Genomic DNA, 16,642 nt, shown 5'->3' on the forward strand with positions numbered 1-16,642 from the left:
AGGTGAAAAATGGGCAATTATAAAGTAGCCCTAAATAGCATGATTACATTATTTGTAGGCATGTGTATTTGGGGTTTCTCAATCAATGTTGCCGCCGACTCTCAGCCAGCAGAAGCCACAGCAGCAACCCCTTCTGTTTCAACTCAAGAGTCAGGTCGACATGTTGTCGATTTCATCCGGGATCGCGACTACGCTTGTACGCAATGCCATAAAGATGAAAAAGACACGCTAAAAGGCGCACATAGTGATGTGCTTCATGCTGAAACAAATCGAAACATTACATGTGTCGATTGCCACAGCACGATAGGAAAAGATCACCGCGATGGTGGTTCATCAGTGACGAAGTTTGCACCGTCACAGTCTGTTGCTGGCAGTGAAAAGCCAGCGGCCGATATAACGTGGATCACGAAGCAAAATCAAACCTGTACTGATTGCCATGAGCCAAAAGATTTGCGTGAAGCAAACTGGACTCATGATGTGCATGCGTTAGATTTATCTTGTGCATCTTGCCATAACATCCACCCAGAAACAGATCCAATGAAGGGTATCGAAAGAAAGCCGAGAATTAAGCTTTGTGTCGATTGTCATTCAGATCTGAAAAAAGAAGAGTAGGGGCGATTATGACGTGTTCAAGACGTAATTTTTTGGCTGGTGCCGGTGCAGTAATTTTCACCACAGGCGTCGGTGCAAACTCGCTACTCGGCCGCCAATCACTGGCGGCAACAATGAAAGACGGCGTTAAGCTATACGGCATGGTACATGATGAAACGTTATGTATTGGCTGTACAGCGTGTACTGATGCTTGTCGAGAAGTGAACAATGTACCTGAAGGGGTATCTCGATTAGAAATTGTACGCAGTGAGCCTCAAGGCGAATACCCGAATGTAGACTACAAGTTTACGCGTATTTCTTGTCAGCATTGTGAAAATGCACCTTGTGTTCATGTATGCCCAACAGGTGCCGCCTTTAAAGACGCAGAAACTGGCATTGTTGATGTTGATAACTTCAAATGTGTTGGTTGTGGCTATTGTTTGGCAGCATGCCCTTATCAAGTCCGCTTCTTTAACCCTGAAACAAAATCAGCTGATAAGTGTGATTTCTGTAAAAAAACAAACTTAAAAGCCGGTAAACAACCCGCTTGTGTTGAATCATGCCCAACAAAAGCACTGACATTTGGTGATCTTAATGATCCAAACAGTGAAGTTAGTCAGCTGATAAAAGAGAAGCCTGTTTATCGCCAGAAAGTGGAACTAGGGACGCAGCCGAAGCTGTATAAAGTACCTCATGGAAAAGGGGAGATAAAAGGATGAGTACAGCATTTGCAGATGCCTTTTATTTTGATTCGCTTGTGTGGGATTGGATCATAGCCGTTTACCTATTTTTAGCCGGTATGTCGGCGGGTGCGGTGATGATTTCAATTTACCTTAAACGTAAGGTGATTGAAGGTCACCCAAGTACAAATGGTATTATTAAAGCAACGGCGATCCTGGCACCATTCGGGATTATTGTTGGTCTATTAATCTTGGTATTCCACCTAACGAAGCCATTGTCTTTCTGGAAGATTATGATCTTCTATAACCCAAGTTCAGTGATGTCGATGGGGGTAATGTTATTCCAGATATACATGGTGGTACTGTTTGCTTGGATTGCCATTATCTATAAAGATGAGCTGCTGAAACTACTTAACGGCCGCTTGCCAATTGTAGGTAAAGTGATGGCCGTTATTACACGCTTTGAAAATAGCCTTGAGTTATTCTTGGGCTTCTTAGCGTTACTGCTAGCGGCGTATACCGGCTTCTTGTTATCAGCACTTCAAACCTACCCGTTGTTGAATAACCCAGTATTACCATTACTGTTTTTATTCTCCAGTTTATCGTCGGGTGCGGCAGCTTGTATTTTGGTTGGGGTTCTTTTCTTCAAAGAATCTGCACATAGTGCAAGCGTAAAATGGGTGCACAAGTTCGAACGCCCAGTCGTGATGTTTGAATTATTTGTCATATTTGCTTTCTTTAGCGGTTTGTATTTCGGTGGCGGTCAAAGCGCTGCGGCTGCAATGGCTGCAATCGGTGGCGGTTTTTGGGCTACATGGTTCTGGTACGGTGTCATCGGCATGGGTATGTTGGTTCCACTTGGCCTGAATGCATTTAGTCCTGCGGGCATTCGTCACAACAAAGCTTTTATTATGCTGGTAACCACATTAAGTTTGATTGGGGTGCTAATGTTACGTACTTTCATTCTGTATGCTGGCCAAATGACCACGGTATAATAAATACCTAGTACTACGTTAATCGTCACGGTGTATGCCGTGACGATTATTGAAAGGATACACGATGCTTCCTGAAGTTGGACACTTTGCCCTGATCATAGGGTTTGTCTTGGCAATACTCGGCTCCACCATCCCTGTTATTGGATTAATTAAAAAGGATTCATACCTTACTCGCTACGCTTGGCCGTTAAGTTATGGCGCTTTCCTGTTTGTTACTCTATCAATTGTTTTATTAGGCGTAGGCTTTGCGTTGGATGATTTTTCGGTTGCCTACATTGCCCATCACTCTAATACCCAGCTTCCTTTCTTCTTCAAACTTGCTGCGGTGTGGGGGGGGCATGAAGGGTCATTCCTATTTTGGTTGTTCTCGCTTGCTTTTTGGGCTGCAGCCGTTGCTTGGGTGTATCGTCACCGAAATGAGGCGTTTATTGCCAGAGTCTTAGTGACTCTAGCTATATTGATTACGTTATTTAGTGCATTTATTTTATTTGCATCAAACCCGTTTGAACGATTATTTCCAGTTCCTCTTGAAGGGCGGGATTTGAATCCGATGTTGCAAGATATTGGCCTGATCTTCCACCCACCGATGCTCTACCTTGGTTATGTTGGGTTTGCGGTGAGCTTTGCCTTTGCCATGGCTGCGTTAACCTCTAAAGAGGCTCAGTTAGATTGGGCTAAATGGAGTCGCTCTTGGACGCTGGCTGCTTGGGTATTCTTGACTGGTGGTATCGCTCTTGGCTCTTGGTGGGCCTACTACGAACTAGGTTGGGGTGGCTGGTGGTTCTGGGATCCTGTTGAGAATGCATCATTAATGCCTTGGCTAACAGGTACAGCGTTACTGCACTCGTTGATGATCACACAACATCAACGTGCATTAATTGGCTGGAGTTTGCTGCTGGCTATCTTCACTTTCTCGCTGAGCTTGCTTGGCACATTCATTGTGCGCTCTGGTTTGCTAACATCGGTACATGCGTTTGCGGTAGACCCAACGCGCGGCATTATATTGTTATCTATTCTGGCGCTGATATTGGTTGTTTCACTTAGTTTATTCGCGGTGAAGTCAGCCCAATATTTTGTACCCGCTAAATTTGGTTTTTTATCTAAAGAAGCCATGTTTATGATAGGTAATAGTTTATTTGCTGTTTCAACACTAACCGTTTTGCTTGGAACGTTTTACCCACTGGTTTTTCAAGCTTTAGGGCTCGGTAATATTTCAGTTGGTGCACCCTACTTTAATGCCATGTTCGTGCCAATGAGCTTTATATTGTTCATATTTATGGGCTTTGGTGTGCTGATCCGCTGGCACAGTGTGACGATGGATGATTTGATCACTCGAACGCTTGCACCCATGGCGGCATCTGTTGTATTGGGTGTTGCATTATCAGTGTTGTTTGAAAGAGGGGTTAACCTTGTTGTATGTGCATCATTTATCACTGCGCTTTGGATAGCACTCACAGCGTTACAAGCATTTGTTATGCGGGTTAATAAAAGGCGCTCAAAAGGCTTAAAAGGCATTGTTTGGCGACAAGCGGCAATGGTGGTTGCGCATATTGGTGTTGCTATTACTATTGTTGGCGCGGCTTTAGTGAGTAATTACGATACTGAAATTAGCGATAAAATGGGGCCGGGTGATGTGGTTGTTCTTGACGATTATACCTTTACATATAGTGATACAGAGTTGCTTATAGGGCCTAATTATACAGCTGAGCAGGCGAATATTGTGATGACTAAAGACAGTCAGTTTGAAGCGATGATCCAACCTCAACGTCGGCATTATGCTGTACGAACGATGAACATGAGTGAACCAGGTATTAAATGGTATTGGCACGGAGATATTTACATAACTCTGGGTGAAAAACTTAATCGCACTGACTATGCAGTAAGAATTCAATATAAACCATATGTTCGTTGGCTATGGTTAGGCGGCCTGCTAATGATGATTGGTGGGTTTATGGCGGTACTTAGTTTACGTAACGAGAAAGCCACTCATAAACAAACTAAGCCAGTTGAAACAATCGTGGTATGGAAATGATCCTAATGATGGCAAATAGCAGGTGAAAATTGTGAATCGTTTTATACCACTGATATTAGTTGTAGGCCTGCTTGGTGTGATTGTGTATGCAATGAACAACAACACCCCGTCGTCATTAAGTAGACTAGAAAATACCCCTGTACCGCCATTTCAAATGGAAACACTCTCCATTACAGCGGTACAGGTGGATGAGTCTGTCTTTAAAGATAAGCTGACGCTATTGAATGTTTGGGCATCATGGTGTGGCGTGTGCCAGTCGGAACATCCTTTTTTGATGTCATTGGCTGAAAATAACATCATTGATTTAGTCGGTTTGAATTATCGCGATAATTTAGCCGATGCACGTAATATTTTGCGGCGTACTGGGAGCCCATATCAGACAGTTATCTATGATCCAAGAGGCAAGTTATCACTTGATTTAGGTGTGTATGGTACACCTGAAAGTTATCTGGTTGATCAGCATGGGATGATCCGCTTTCGATACTCTGGTGCGTTAGATACGAAAATATGGCAACAGGAATTTGAGCCAGTTATACAGTACATAAAGGAACAGCAAAATGATGAAATTAATGGCTAATGGTAAGTATTGGCAAGGAGCCGTTGGTTTTCTATTTACGATGCTATTCTTTAGCCTGCCCGTCTTTGCACAAGTCGAGCAGATCTTTGTTGGAGCTGATTCAGAGATCATTGAAACAGTAGAAACTTTTAAGTTTCGTTCACCTTCTGAGCAGAAGCGAGCGATTGATTTATCGCGACGCTTACGTTGCCCACAATGTCAGAATCAGAATTTGATAGAGTCGAACTCACCTGTTGCTAAAGACTTGAGGCTACAAGTATATCAGATGGTGAACAATGGCAAGACAAACGCGGAAGTCGTGGAGTACATGACTTCTCGCTTCGGTGACTTTGTTTTATATAAGCCTAAGCTCTCTCCAAACACTTATTTATTATGGGGAGGGCCAATATTGCTGCTTGGTTTGTTCGGCGGGATTGTGTTTTTTACACTTCGCAGGCAGCAACGCTCAATGAAAATATGACATTTAACTCGTGTTCTATATTAATGACTAACTATTTTAAAGGGTGAATTTCTTCACCCTTTTTTATTGCCTGTTCTAGGCTGAGAGTACCTTTTGAGCAAAAAAGTATGCCTTTTGCTCTGAAATATATGTGGTTACTTGAAAATAAAGGAACAGTTGATGAATAGAAAGGGAATAATTACTTTTGTTGTTAGCTTTGCTTTAAGTTGTTCACAAGGCGTAGTATGGGCATCTGGGGGCGGTGGTGTTTTATCCGATCCCGGTGCAGCAGAAGGCAAGCATTTTGATCCAAAAGGACAACCCCCTTCGAAATATACTCAAGACATCCAACAGCAGCAGCGTGAATCTCTACCATTTGATGATAAACGTGATTTTGATGAGGCAAAAAAAGGCTTTATTGCTGCACCTGACTATAAACAAATAAAAGCTGAATCAGGCAATGTCGCATGGGATATGGCGAGTTACGAATGGCTACTGCAAGAAAAAGAATTCGACAGCATTCACCCTTCATTGCAGCGACAAGCCGTTCTCAATATGGCTTACGGGCTCTATGAAGTCGTCCCCGATAAAATCTATCAAGTTCGAGGCTTTGATTTAGCTAACATTAGCTTTATCAAGGGTGATACGGGCTGGATTATCTTTGATCCATTAACCGCGAAAGAAACCGCAGCAGCAGCGTTGAAGTTTGTTAATGAGCAACTTGGTGAGCGGCCTGTCGTCGCTGTTGTGTATTCTCACTCCCATGCTGATCACTTTGGTGGAGCTAGGGGGGTCATTAGTGATGAAGATATTGCCGCTGGTAAAGTAAAAATCATTGCTCCAGAAGGTTTTATGCTGCATGCGGTTTCTGAAAATGTCTACGCCGGTAACGCAATGAACCGTAGACTTTTTTTCCAATATGGTGTGTTGTTACCAAGAAGCCCATTTGGACATGTTGATCAATCCATTGGTAAGAATACCGCGGCGGGAACAACTGGGCTTGTACCTCCTACAATGTACATTAAAGATGATATTGAAGAGCACACAATTGATGGTGTGAAGATGGTATTCCAAAATACACCAGGCACAGAAGCTCCAGCGGAAATGAATACGTATTTCCCAGAGTTAAAAACATTTTGGGCTGCTGAAAATATTACGGGTACAGTACACAACATCTATACATTACGTGGTGCATTGATACGTGATGCTCTTGAGTGGTCGAAGCAGATTAATAAAGCTTTATATAAGTTTGGTCAAGATGCTGAAGTGATGTTTGCCTCTCACTCCTGGCCGCGTTGGGGGAATGATCGAATTCAAGAAATCATGCGTTCTCAGCGTGACATTTACGCCAACCTTAACAATGAAGTACTTCATTTAGCCAATCAAGGCGTCACAATCAATGAAGTACATAATCAATATAAACCACCAAAGAGTCTGCAGCAGCAATGGTCAGCCCATAGCTATCATGGCTCAGAGGCACATAACAGTCGTGCTGTTATTAACCGTTATCTAGGCTATTGGGATGGTAACCCTGCAACATTGATCCCCGTGTCACCGAGTGAGTCTGGCCCTCTATATGTTGAAATGATGGGGGGCGCCGATAATATCATCAAGAAAGGCCAGGCGCTGTTTGATAACGGCGAATATCTGATGGCTTCAGAAATATTGAATAAGTTGGTTTACGGTGAACCCGATAACCAGAAAGCCAAAGATTTATTAGCCAACGTGTTTGAGCAAATAGGCTACCAGCAAGAAAGCCCTAGTGTACGTAATAGCTTCTTGGCTGCAGCGTATGAACTACGTAACGGTATTCCAACAGGGGCAACACCGAAAACATCGGGACCTGATGTTATTAGGGCAATGTCGACCAGTTTATGGTTAGACTTCTTAGCTGTTCGATTGAACAGTGAAAAAGCGGATGGTATTGAGTTTGTGATTAATCTGATCACCCCGGATAATGATGAAAAATATGGGGTCGAGTTAAGTAACTCAACACTCACAAATATCAAAGACTATATTGCAGATGAACCTGATCTTACGATCACTATTGATCGAAAAGATCTCGAACAGGTCATGATGGGTGCCGTATCATTAGATGAACAAATTGAGAATGGGAAAGCCAAACTAGAAGGTGATCGTAAACCAATCGATCAACTAAAAGACATGCTAGCGAGCTTTACGCCAGACTTTGAGTTGATGCCAGGGACAAAGAAAGCGGTTGATGATAACGCTGAATCACACAGTCCAACGTTTGCTCAGCCCGAACTAGGAAGCACCGAAGGCGGTTAATCCGTCATTTTATATACCGTAACTCATTGTAAATGGAGCGATATCGCTCCATTTTTTTGAGTACTCGTTTATGATAGTTTCTTAAGGTTCAACAAGGATATTAAGATGCTAAAAGCCATTCATCACGCTGCGATTATTTGTTCTGATTATGCGGTTTCTAAACACTTCTATGTCGATATTTTAGGTTTAAGCATATATGCAGAACATTACCGTGAAGCACGAAACTCTTTTAAGCTGGATTTAGCATTACCAGACGGTAGTCAGGTTGAACTGTTTTCTTTTCCTAATCCACCCGAAAGACCGAGCTTTCCTGAAGCAAGGGGATTGCGGCACTTAGCGTTTGCCGTTGATTCGGTTGAACTGGTGGCAGATTATCTTGAAAGTAGAGGGGTCGGCGTTGAGCCAATTAGAGTGGATGAGTACACAGGGAAAAAGTATACATTTTTTCAAGACCCTGATGGGTTACCTTTAGAGCTTTACCAAACAGGGGGAAGTGCTTAGGGCGTGTTGACGTTTCAAAATTCGGCCTGCTGAGAGCGATTTTTTCAGATAACTAGGCGGAAATAGCAGTGACTAGTGGTTCTAATCATAATATTTCTAACGAAGTTAGGTGGAAAAATAGGCTCAGCCCAAAGGGTGAAGTCTGAAAAAGCTTTATACTGCGTTACTCAATTTGTATTTAGGTGACTAAACATTAAATTTCGTGCCTTGTCTAAAGGCGTTTTCAGACTTCACAGGCTAGAATTTGAAACGTTAACACGCCCTAGTAAAGCTCTTGGGGGGCTTAGCTAAGAATTCCCGCGAGTAAGGCGGCAAAAACCAAACTAGCGACGCCGTAAAAGCCGAATTCAATGCGTGATTCAACTACGGTTTCAACTTCTGATTTCTTTACTGTGGCCATGGTAAAAAATGAACCACCAGATAAGCCGATGAGTAGGACGATTAAGCCAAAAAGCAATCCTTCGATTAAAAACGTTAATTCCATGTTAGTGTCCTTTGAAGCACGGGATAATACATTTGCAAGGGCATAATACACACCTGATTGCATTTATCAACGTGAAAAACAGACAATTAAACTTATAAAAAACAGGGTCTTAAGTAGTTATGTGATAGCTTTGCATTTATACGCATATAAGGTGGAAAAGCGAAGAACTTGATAAATAACAGCGAGCTGTGAAATTTATTGTAAAAGGTATGAGCCCTAGTCGATAGGGCTCAATATATATCGTTAAATGGTATTTTTGTTCGGTATATCTACAGTTATGTGATTAAAAGCAGGTTTCAACAAACTGACTAACCGTGTATTTTTCATCAGAAATACAGATGTACTTCCATTTATCAAATGTGAGGCACGGGTGCGAGGTTGAAAAAGCGATAACATCACCAACAGCAAGATCACAGCCATCAGGTACAGTGACAAAGGTATGCTGATCCATGATGGCAGTTGCTTCTAGCTGAGCAACATCGATACTTTCTCCATTACGGTAACCGCGTTCGGGGATGGGTAAACCCGCATCAAATGCGACATCCCGCTTCCCTAATCCTACCACTGCTTTATTCTTTTCAGGACGAGAAAGCACATAAGCCCAAACTTCGAGTGCAGATTCAAGGTTCCCCCCTAAATCACAAGCATAGCCTTGGTTCTTTTCTGCGCGGTTCATTACCTTGTCTTGGGCGTCTTGGTAGATCCCCGTATCGTGGATTAAGTAACAACCCGGCCTGATGATTGCGTTTAAGTGCTGACAGGCGGTAAAACTTTCTGCGACAACGTCGTACCATGCAGACCCTGCACCGGTAACGATAGGGTGCTGTTCTGTAATGAGTTTATCTTCAGCCAATTTTTCAACTGTACGAATGGTTGTGGCAAGGAATTCACGAATATCGGCTTCGGCATTATCACCGTGAATAACACCTTCGTAGACTTCGAGACCAGCAAGGTTTAATCCGTCCAACTGGCTGATATGTTCAGCCAGCGCAACAACGTCTTCTGCACTGCGACAACCACAACGACCGCCTTCAACACCAAATTCAATCAATATATTAAGGGTCACACCTGCTTGGTGGAAGTATTGATGCAGTTGGTCGGCATTCTCTGCGGAATCGACACAGCAATAGAAGTTAACACCATACTGCTCAATAACGTTCTTGATCAGCGACATGTTGGCTTTACCAACTAATTGATTCGCCATCATGATGTTTTTAGCACCCGCTTCGGCAGCCACTTGGGTATGTGGTGCTGTGGCGATGGTTACTCCCCATGCGCCAGCAGCAAGCTGCTGTTCAAAAAAAGCAGGAGTCATGGTGGTTTTACCATGTGGGGACAATTTAACCTGATGGTGGTTGGCAAATTGCTGCATCCAGCTAAGGTTGTTTTCTAGTGCTTGCTGCTTGATAACCGCAGCAGGTAGGCTGATTTCTTCGTTAATTAGGCTGTATTTGCCTTCATTTTTTTCATCAACCCATACTCCCTTGGTACCTGCGGGAAATTTTTTGTGATGGGTGTCTTGGTATTTACTAACATGCTTTTTATTTGCTTGGTTCATTTATTATTCTCCTAACATAGCTTCTAGGCTACGTCGTTACAGGGTTTAAGCGTGGTTATCATATTTGCGGTGTTAGAAAGTATCAAACATTGCTTGTATTTTTGTGGTGCTTCTCACTGTTTTAACCCCGCCCTGAATTTATTATTTGTCTTGTCGAGAGAAAGGTGAAAGCCGTGACAATCGAAGTTGATATTGTTTCAAGAATTACAGAACGTTTTTCGCAATTGCGAGAAGCAGAAAAGAAAGTTGCCCGATTAGTCATCGATGATTTGGCAGCAGCGTCAGGTTCAAGCATTAGCCAGTTAGCAGAAGAAGCTGGAGTGAGTGAGGCAACAATTACACGCTTTGCGAAAGCTGTTGGTTGTAAGAATGTACGTGATTTAAAGCTCAAACTGGCTCAGTCCCTGGCTATAGGTCAACGCTTTATTCATGAAGCACCAGACCAATCAGGCATTCAAGGGGTTTATGAGTCGATAAAAAATGCGATCAACATAAACCGCAAGATAGTGAATGAGCAGGATATTGCGACAGCGGTTGAAACCTTGCAAAACGCAAGGCAAATACTCGCAGTTGGTATGGGGGGCGGTTCAACCATGCTATCTCAGGAACTTCAGTTCCGGTTATTTAGGCTTGGTTACCCTGTCACAGCATACAACGATGGCCTGCTTGCACGAATGGTCGCTTCAACGGCAGATGCAAACGATGTGATGGTTGTGATTTCTGCAACGGGCTATACCCCTGAAGTGGTTGAGCCGGCATCAATAGCGAAACAATACGGTGTGAAAATAATTTCGATTACACCAAAAGAATCACCATTGGCGGAAATTAGCGATTTAGTACTGCCTATCGTGACAAAAGAAACAGATTTCATCTATAAGCCGTCAGCATCGCGCTACGCCATGATGGCTTTAATAGATGTGTTGTCGACAGAGCTTGCCTTAAGCCATAAACGCCGAACCCGAGATAAATTACGACGGTTAAAGCTGGCTTTAGATAGCCACCGCGGTGGCGAAGATAGGCAACCTCTCGGCGACTAGCCGTAACCAGAAAGTAATCAAACTTCTGGGGACGGTAATGAAGCAGCAGATATAAGAGGAAGAGTCATGCAGTTCGATACCGTTTTCAGAAATGTACAAGTTGTAGACGGCACTGGTGCCGAACCATACAACGCAGATGTAGCAATAACTGGGGATCGTATTGCAGCCATTGGTGATTTAGCGGGCAGTCAGGCTCAACAAATCATTGATGGGGAAGGGAAGGCACTTGCCCCCGGTTTTATTGATGTACATACCCATGATGATACCAATGTCATCCGTTTACCTGAGTGTTTACCAAAGATCAGCCAAGGCGTTACTACTGTCATCGTCGGCAATTGCGGGATCAGTGCTTCCCCTACGGTGTTAGCGGGTGATCCGCCAGATCCGATGAACTTGTTAGGTAAGCGAGAAGATTTTAAATACCCGGATTTTAGCGCTTATGCAAACGCAGTAACGCTGGCACAGCCTGCAGTGAATGTCGCTGCACTTGTTGGGCATACCACGCTACGTAACAACGAAATGGATGATTTACTTCGCGCAGCAACAAGTGAAGAAATATCGATGATGAAAAAGCAGCTTCACTTAGCGATGGAGCAAGGGGCATTAGGTTTGAGTTCTGGCCTTGCATATGCCTCGGCAAAGCAAGCTCCTGTTGAAGAAGTGATGGCGTTAGTTGAAGAGTTAGCTGAGTTTGACGGTATTTATACCACGCATATGCGCACCGAGTTTGAGCAGATCCTTGAAGCAATGGAGGAAGCGTTTAAAACCGGTAAGCACGGTAAAGTACCTGTTGTTATCTCCCATTTAAAATGTGCTGGTGCTGGTAATTGGGGACGTACGGTTGAAGTGCTTGATTTAATGGATAAGACAGCGCAGAAACAAGACGTGTCGTGTGACTGTTATCCGTACTCTGCTAGTTCATCAACGCTCGATTTGAACCAAGTAACCGATGAGATAGATATTTTTATTACTTGGTCTGAAAGCCACCCGGCGCAAGCAGGAAAAATGCTGAAAGACATTGCAGTCGATATGGGATTGCCATTAATTGAAGCGGCAAAACAATTACAACCCGCAGGTGCGGTATACCACTGCATGGATGAAGCGGATGTTGAGCGAGTATTGAAATACCGCTTAACCATGGTGGGCTCAGATGGACTGCCAAATGACCCTCATCCACATCCAAGACTATGGGGATCTTTCCCTCGGGTGCTGGGTTATTACAGCCGTGAAAGACAGCTGTTTAGTTTAGGCCAGGCCATTCACAAAATGACGGGCATGTCTGCCAAGCGCTATTGCTTGAAAGATCGTGGGGAAATTAAACAAGGCGCGTATGCCGATATGGTGCTGTTTGACCCAAATACTATTATCGATGTCGCCAGTTTTGAAAACCCGATAGCGGCTGCAAAAGGCATCGACGCCGTCATGGTCAATGGCTGCATTAGTTACCAAAATGGTCAAGTAGACCAACAACGGCATGGCCGTTTCTTATACCGCCACCAAGCATAATGCTTGTCGGCTTACAAATTGGTGATGTAGCCCAAATGGTTTGGGGTGCCGCCATTACTAAAATCAGTAACAAGAAGTTGGAGAAAAAATTATGACTATCACACGCTATGGCATCGAAGGCGGTACAGGCACCGGCGGTCAGCACCTTCCTTTTGCACGAGCAACTCAAGCGGGTGGTTTCCTGTATGTGTCAGGCCAGACACCAATGACCGATGGTGAAGTTGTTGAAGGCGGCATCATTGATCAGTCTCGCCTAGCGGTTCAAAACTGTGTCGATATTATGGAAGAAGCGGGCTACGGCCTAGAAGACGTTGTCCATGTTAAAGTGGTATTAACGGACTCACGTTACTTCCAATCATTTAATAAAGTGTTTAAAGAGTTCTTTGGCGCAAACCCACCAGCACGTATCTGCATGGTATGTGACTTGGTTGTTGATGTGAAAGTTGAAGTTGATGTGACGTGCTACCGTGAAGATCGTCGCTAACAGCTGACTAAATATTTAGACAAGTTTTCACCCTATATTATGTCAAAGAACATCTGAAGGCTTGTCACAACTGCTTGGTAAGGGATATCAGGTAGTTATTACAAAAGTGGCTAAGGATTAGCCAAAAGAAAAAGGGTTGGCAAAGCACCAACCCGATATAAAAAAGCAAAACTGATGATATCAGTTAATCATGGGGTAGTGATTAAGAGCGCTATCCCCAAGCAAATAAAAGCAATAACGATTATAAGAGGGATGGAATGAACAGTACACTCTTTCTCACCGGGTTCGGTGCATATGTGGTTTTTTTAATCTGGTTGGGCTGGTTTGTTTCTCGAAACCAAAAATCAGGTGAAGATTTCTTACTAGGTGGACGTGGCTTACCAATGTTCTTAGTACTTGGTACAACCGTTGCAACGATGGTTGGTACCGGTTCAAGTATGGGAGCTGTCGGTTTTGGTTATGCTAATGGTTGGGCTGGTGCGCTTTACGGTGTTGGTGGTGCTATCGGTATTCTATTGTTAGCTTACTGGTTTGCCCCTGTGCGTAAGCTTAACTTCATGACCATGAGTGAAGAACTGTCTTACTATGTGGGTGCAAACAAAGTCGTTAAGAATGTTGTTGGCATATTGATCTTTGTCGCATCGATTGGTTGGCTAGGCGCCCATATTCTGGGTGGTGGTATGTACCTGGCTTGGATTGCCGATATTGAACTGAATACGGCAAAACTGATTATTGCCGCAGCCTTTACTATTTATGTCGTTATCGGTGGTTATACCGCCGTTGTGTGGACCGATACGATTCAAGCAGTGATTCTATTTGGCGGTTTCATTTTAATGGCTGTGCTTTCTGTTGAGCATATTGGCGGGCTTGATAACCTATATGCAGCGATGGATCCTGCAGCGGTTAGTTTATTTGGTATCGATAAGCTTGGTCTGATTCCTGCTATCTCACTGGCAACCGTTGTTGGTGTTGGTATCCTCGCGACTCCATCTTTTCGTCAGCGTATCTATTCAGGTAAAGATGTAAAAACTATCCGTCGCTCATTTGTTCTATCAGGTGTGCTGTACTTGTTCTTTTCAATCATCCCTGCGGTTATCGGTATGTCAGCGCATGCGATTAACCCTGAGTTGAATAACGCGAACTTTGCCTTCCCGTATGTTGCGGCAACAGTGTTACCTGTTGGCATTGGTATGATAGTGCTTATTGCTGGTCTATCTGCAACCATGTCGAGCGCAAGTTCAGATGCCATCGCAGGCGTCTCTATCTTGCTACGTGATATCTACATTATGTTCACGGGCAAAGTACCAGCAAAAGATAAGATGGTGAGCTACTCACGCTTCGCTTTAGTTATCTGTATTGGCTTTGCTCTACTGTTTGCGCTGACGTCAAACGACATCATTAGCTATATCACTAAGATGATTTCAACGGTTATGTCAGGCATGTTTGTGTGCGGAATGTTGGGTCGCTTCTGGTCACGCTATAACTGGCAGGGTGCCATTGCAACATTAGCGGGTGCATCAGCAGCATCATTTACTGTCATGATGAGTGGTGACTTTACCGCTTTCTGGGGTAACCCTGTGATCCCATCAGTATTAACGGCATTAACCGTCGGTGTTGTTGTGAGCTTGGTAACACCAGTAAACTCAGTAACGAAAGAAGAAGCGCTAGCGATCCTTGATGCAGAGCGTGCAGGAATGGAACAGTCTGAAGAACCAGCTGTGAGTATCGAAACAGCAACTGCAAAATAATCCTCTAAAACTCGTCAAAATGCAGGCCTTTGTGATGATGTAAGGCCTGCATCTTCAATTACGCTTTTAGTACAGATTTAAAAATTTAAGGTGACAGTGTGAAAATTGCATTTTTTGGTGAATGTATGGTTGAGCTAAGCGGCCAGCCATTACAACGCACTTTTGGTGGCGATACGCTAAATACTGCGCTGTATCTATCACGCCTTGGTGCTTCCCGTGATATCGCTGTCAGCTACGCAACAGCATTGGGTATCGATAAAATTAGTCAGGATATGCTTAGCTCATGGCAGGCTGAGAGTATCGATGTTTCGATGGTCAGAAAAGTTGATAATAAATTACCGGGCTTATACTTGGTTGAAACAGAGCCTAATGGCGAGCGACACTTTCATTACTGGCGTAATGATAGCGCGGCAAAATTCTATTTTTCAGTTGATATAACACCACTAGAACAAGCGATTGAGCAACATGAGTTTGATGCTTTGTATATCAGCGGGATCAGTTTAGCCATCTTAGCGGAAGATGCCAAAGCAACGTTGATCACGTTACTTGAAAAGCATAAAGCAAATGGTGGACGAGTATTATTTGATAATAATTTCCGCCCTCAATTATGGACAGCAAAACAAGCGCAATATTGGTATTCACAAGTACTGCCGTTCGTTGATATCGCACTCATTACTGAAGATGATGACCATTTAGTTTGGGGTAAAACCGATATTGTAGAACGTTGCCAACAGTTGGGTTGCAAAGAAGTCGTAATAAAGCGTGGGTGTGAGCCTTGTAAAGTGGTTTGTGGCTTACAAGACCAGCAACGTGAAACATTCTATGTCGCAGCAAATAAAGTAGAGAAGGTCGTTGATACTTGTGCTGCAGGTGACTCATTTGCTGCAGGTTATTTAGCCGGACGACTAAGCGGTAACACGGAAACAGCATCAGCAGAATTGGGCCATCAATTGGCTTCTATAGTTATTCAATATCCTGGGGCGATTATTCCGCCTCAAGCGATGAAAGCGTTAATGTAAAAGGAATAGTGTAAAGATGTCTCAGCAACTTATTGAAAAACTGAAAGCCTTCAAAGTTATCCCTGTTATTCAGATCAACAGCGTTGAGCAGGCAGTACCATTAGCAAAAACATTAGTTGAAAATGGCTTGCCTGTCGCTGAAGTTACGTTTCGAACAGAAGCTGCTGCAGAATGCATTCGGTTAATGCGAGAAGCATACCCTGAAATGTGCATTGGCGCAGGTACAGTATTAAATGCAAAGCAAGTTGATCGTGCGATTGAAGCGGGTGCCGAGTTTATGGTGGCGCCGGGCTTGAACCCAACAACAGTGCGTTACTGCCAAGCGAAAAGTATTCCAATGGTACCAGGTATTAATAACCCAAGCCAGGTTGAGCAAGCACTGGAATTAGGGCTAACCTTTTTGAAGTTCTTCCCAGCTGAAGCATCGGGTGGCATTAATATGATTAAGTCACTACTTGCCCCATACGGTGATATCTCAGTGATGCCAACTGGCGGGATTGGTAAAGCGAATATACGTGATTACCTTGCTATAGACCGTGTACTTTGTTGTGGTGGTACGTGGATGGTATCACCTCAGTTGATTGAGGCTGGGGACTGGGACGAAATTGGTCGCCTAATTCGAGAAGCCGTTGAGCTAGTTAACGACTAGTTACGTACCTTATTTAGGACGGGTCATTTAATATAAAAAAGCCACTGGACAGT

Annotated in this window: 16 protein-coding genes; 14 read left to right on the forward strand and 2 right to left on the reverse strand. The window is 43.7% G+C overall.

The window, feature by feature from the left end:
• Positions 1–9: 9 nt before the first annotated feature.
• The 8 genes from nrfB to gloA2 all read left to right on the forward strand — a co-directional run bounded on the left by nrfB (position 10) and on the right by gloA2 (position 8,104).
• On the forward strand, positions 10–612 hold the full coding sequence (nrfB, locus tag L4D78_RS02035) for a cytochrome c nitrite reductase pentaheme subunit (RefSeq protein ID WP_428457068.1): 603 nt from the start codon (positions 10–12) through the stop codon (positions 610–612).
• Positions 613–620: 8 nt separating this feature from the next.
• On the forward strand, positions 621–1,310 hold the full coding sequence (gene nrfC, locus L4D78_RS02040; protein WP_428457069.1) for a cytochrome c nitrite reductase Fe-S protein: 690 nt from the start codon (positions 621–623) through the stop codon (positions 1,308–1,310).
• Positions 1,307–2,266, forward strand: coding sequence for a cytochrome c nitrite reductase subunit NrfD (gene nrfD, locus L4D78_RS02045; RefSeq protein WP_428457070.1), 960 nt, complete (start codon positions 1,307–1,309; stop codon positions 2,264–2,266). The genes nrfC and nrfD overlap by 4 nt, the downstream gene beginning before the upstream one ends.
• Positions 2,267–2,330: 64 nt before the next feature.
• On the forward strand, positions 2,331–4,298 hold the full coding sequence (locus L4D78_RS02050) for a heme lyase CcmF/NrfE family subunit (protein WP_428465391.1): 1,968 nt from the start codon (positions 2,331–2,333) through the stop codon (positions 4,296–4,298).
• A 31-nt stretch (positions 4,299–4,329) separates the two neighbouring features.
• On the forward strand, positions 4,330–4,875 hold the full coding sequence (locus L4D78_RS02055; protein ID WP_428465392.1) for a DsbE family thiol:disulfide interchange protein: 546 nt from the start codon (positions 4,330–4,332) through the stop codon (positions 4,873–4,875).
• On the forward strand, positions 4,856–5,335 hold the full coding sequence (gene nrfF / locus L4D78_RS02060) for a heme lyase NrfEFG subunit NrfF (protein WP_428465393.1): 480 nt from the start codon (positions 4,856–4,858) through the stop codon (positions 5,333–5,335). Before L4D78_RS02055 ends, nrfF begins: the two co-directional genes overlap by 20 nt.
• A gap of 159 nt (positions 5,336–5,494) precedes the next feature.
• Positions 5,495–7,603 (forward strand): alkyl/aryl-sulfatase, encoded by a 2,109-nt coding sequence (locus L4D78_RS02065; protein WP_428465394.1) that lies wholly within the window; start codon positions 5,495–5,497, stop codon positions 7,601–7,603.
• A gap of 105 nt (positions 7,604–7,708) precedes the next feature.
• Positions 7,709–8,104 carry an SMU1112c/YaeR family gloxylase I-like metalloprotein gene (gloA2, locus tag L4D78_RS02070; protein WP_428465395.1) on the forward strand — a complete coding sequence of 132 codons (396 nt, stop codon included), beginning with the start codon at positions 7,709–7,711 and terminating at the stop codon, positions 8,102–8,104.
• 283 nt (positions 8,105–8,387) lie between these two features.
• Here gloA2 and L4D78_RS02075 read toward each other — a convergent pair whose 3' ends face one another.
• A complete protein-coding gene (locus tag L4D78_RS02075; RefSeq protein ID WP_428457076.1) occupies positions 8,388–8,588 on the reverse strand; it encodes a hypothetical protein in 201 nt (66 codons plus the stop codon).
• 283 nt (positions 8,589–8,871) lie between these two features.
• Positions 8,872–10,146 carry an amino acid deaminase gene (locus L4D78_RS02080; protein WP_428465396.1) on the reverse strand — a complete coding sequence of 425 codons (1,275 nt, stop codon included), beginning with the start codon at positions 10,144–10,146 and terminating at the stop codon, positions 8,872–8,874.
• Between the two features lie 173 nt (positions 10,147–10,319).
• On the opposite strand from L4D78_RS02080, the gene L4D78_RS02085 reads away from it, so the two are divergent.
• From L4D78_RS02085 to L4D78_RS02110, 6 genes are all read left to right on the forward strand, one after another.
• Positions 10,320–11,183 (forward strand): MurR/RpiR family transcriptional regulator, encoded by an 864-nt coding sequence (locus L4D78_RS02085; protein ID WP_428457078.1) that lies wholly within the window; start codon positions 10,320–10,322, stop codon positions 11,181–11,183.
• Positions 11,184–11,249: 66 nt separating this feature from the next.
• Positions 11,250–12,689, forward strand: a complete 1,440-nt coding sequence (locus tag L4D78_RS02090; RefSeq protein ID WP_428465397.1) for an N-acyl-D-amino-acid deacylase family protein — start codon at positions 11,250–11,252, stop codon at positions 12,687–12,689.
• A 91-nt stretch (positions 12,690–12,780) separates the two neighbouring features.
• On the forward strand, positions 12,781–13,173 hold the full coding sequence (locus L4D78_RS02095; RefSeq protein WP_428465398.1) for a RidA family protein: 393 nt from the start codon (positions 12,781–12,783) through the stop codon (positions 13,171–13,173).
• 257 nt (positions 13,174–13,430) lie between these two features.
• Positions 13,431–14,921: a sodium:solute symporter family protein gene (locus L4D78_RS02100; protein ID WP_428465399.1), complete on the forward strand. Its 1,491-nt coding sequence runs from the start codon at positions 13,431–13,433 to the stop codon at positions 14,919–14,921.
• Between the two features lie 125 nt (positions 14,922–15,046).
• Entirely contained in the window at positions 15,047–15,940 is an 894-nt protein-coding gene (locus L4D78_RS02105; RefSeq protein ID WP_428465423.1) for a sugar kinase, read from the forward strand.
• Positions 15,941–15,956: 16 nt separating this feature from the next.
• Complete coding sequence (locus tag L4D78_RS02110; protein WP_428465400.1) at positions 15,957–16,589, forward strand: bifunctional 4-hydroxy-2-oxoglutarate aldolase/2-dehydro-3-deoxy-phosphogluconate aldolase; 633 nt, start codon at positions 15,957–15,959, stop codon at positions 16,587–16,589.
• Positions 16,590–16,642: the final 53 nt, after the last annotated feature.

The sequence above is a fragment of the Photobacterium minamisatsumaniensis genome (assembly GCF_050336695.1).
Lineage (GTDB): Bacteria > Pseudomonadota > Gammaproteobacteria > Enterobacterales > Vibrionaceae > Photobacterium > Photobacterium minamisatsumaniensis.

Bases quoted from the DNA above. Each gene is read 5' to 3' on its own strand.
- nrfB (WP_428457068.1), top strand. From the start codon at position 10: ATGGGCAATTATAAAGTAGCCCTAAATAGCATGATTACATTATTTGTA.
- nrfC (WP_428457069.1), top strand. From the start codon at position 621: ATGACGTGTTCAAGACGTAATTTTTTGGCTGGTGCCGGTGCAGTAATT.
- nrfD (WP_428457070.1), top strand. From the start codon at position 1,307: ATGAGTACAGCATTTGCAGATGCCTTTTATTTTGATTCGCTTGTGTGG.
- L4D78_RS02050 (WP_428465391.1), top strand. From the start codon at position 2,331: ATGCTTCCTGAAGTTGGACACTTTGCCCTGATCATAGGGTTTGTCTTG.
- nrfF (WP_428465393.1), top strand. From the start codon at position 4,856: ATGATGAAATTAATGGCTAATGGTAAGTATTGGCAAGGAGCCGTTGGT.
- L4D78_RS02065 (WP_428465394.1), top strand. From the start codon at position 5,495: ATGAATAGAAAGGGAATAATTACTTTTGTTGTTAGCTTTGCTTTAAGT.
- gloA2 (WP_428465395.1), top strand. From the start codon at position 7,709: ATGCTAAAAGCCATTCATCACGCTGCGATTATTTGTTCTGATTATGCG.
- L4D78_RS02075 (WP_428457076.1), bottom strand. From the start codon at position 8,588: ATGGAATTAACGTTTTTAATCGAAGGATTGCTTTTTGGCTTAATCGTC.
- L4D78_RS02080 (WP_428465396.1), bottom strand. From the start codon at position 10,146: ATGAACCAAGCAAATAAAAAGCATGTTAGTAAATACCAAGACACCCAT.
- L4D78_RS02090 (WP_428465397.1), top strand. From the start codon at position 11,250: ATGCAGTTCGATACCGTTTTCAGAAATGTACAAGTTGTAGACGGCACT.
- L4D78_RS02095 (WP_428465398.1), top strand. From the start codon at position 12,781: ATGACTATCACACGCTATGGCATCGAAGGCGGTACAGGCACCGGCGGT.
- L4D78_RS02100 (WP_428465399.1), top strand. From the start codon at position 13,431: ATGAACAGTACACTCTTTCTCACCGGGTTCGGTGCATATGTGGTTTTT.
- L4D78_RS02105 (WP_428465423.1), top strand. From the start codon at position 15,047: ATGGTTGAGCTAAGCGGCCAGCCATTACAACGCACTTTTGGTGGCGAT.
- L4D78_RS02110 (WP_428465400.1), top strand. From the start codon at position 15,957: ATGTCTCAGCAACTTATTGAAAAACTGAAAGCCTTCAAAGTTATCCCT.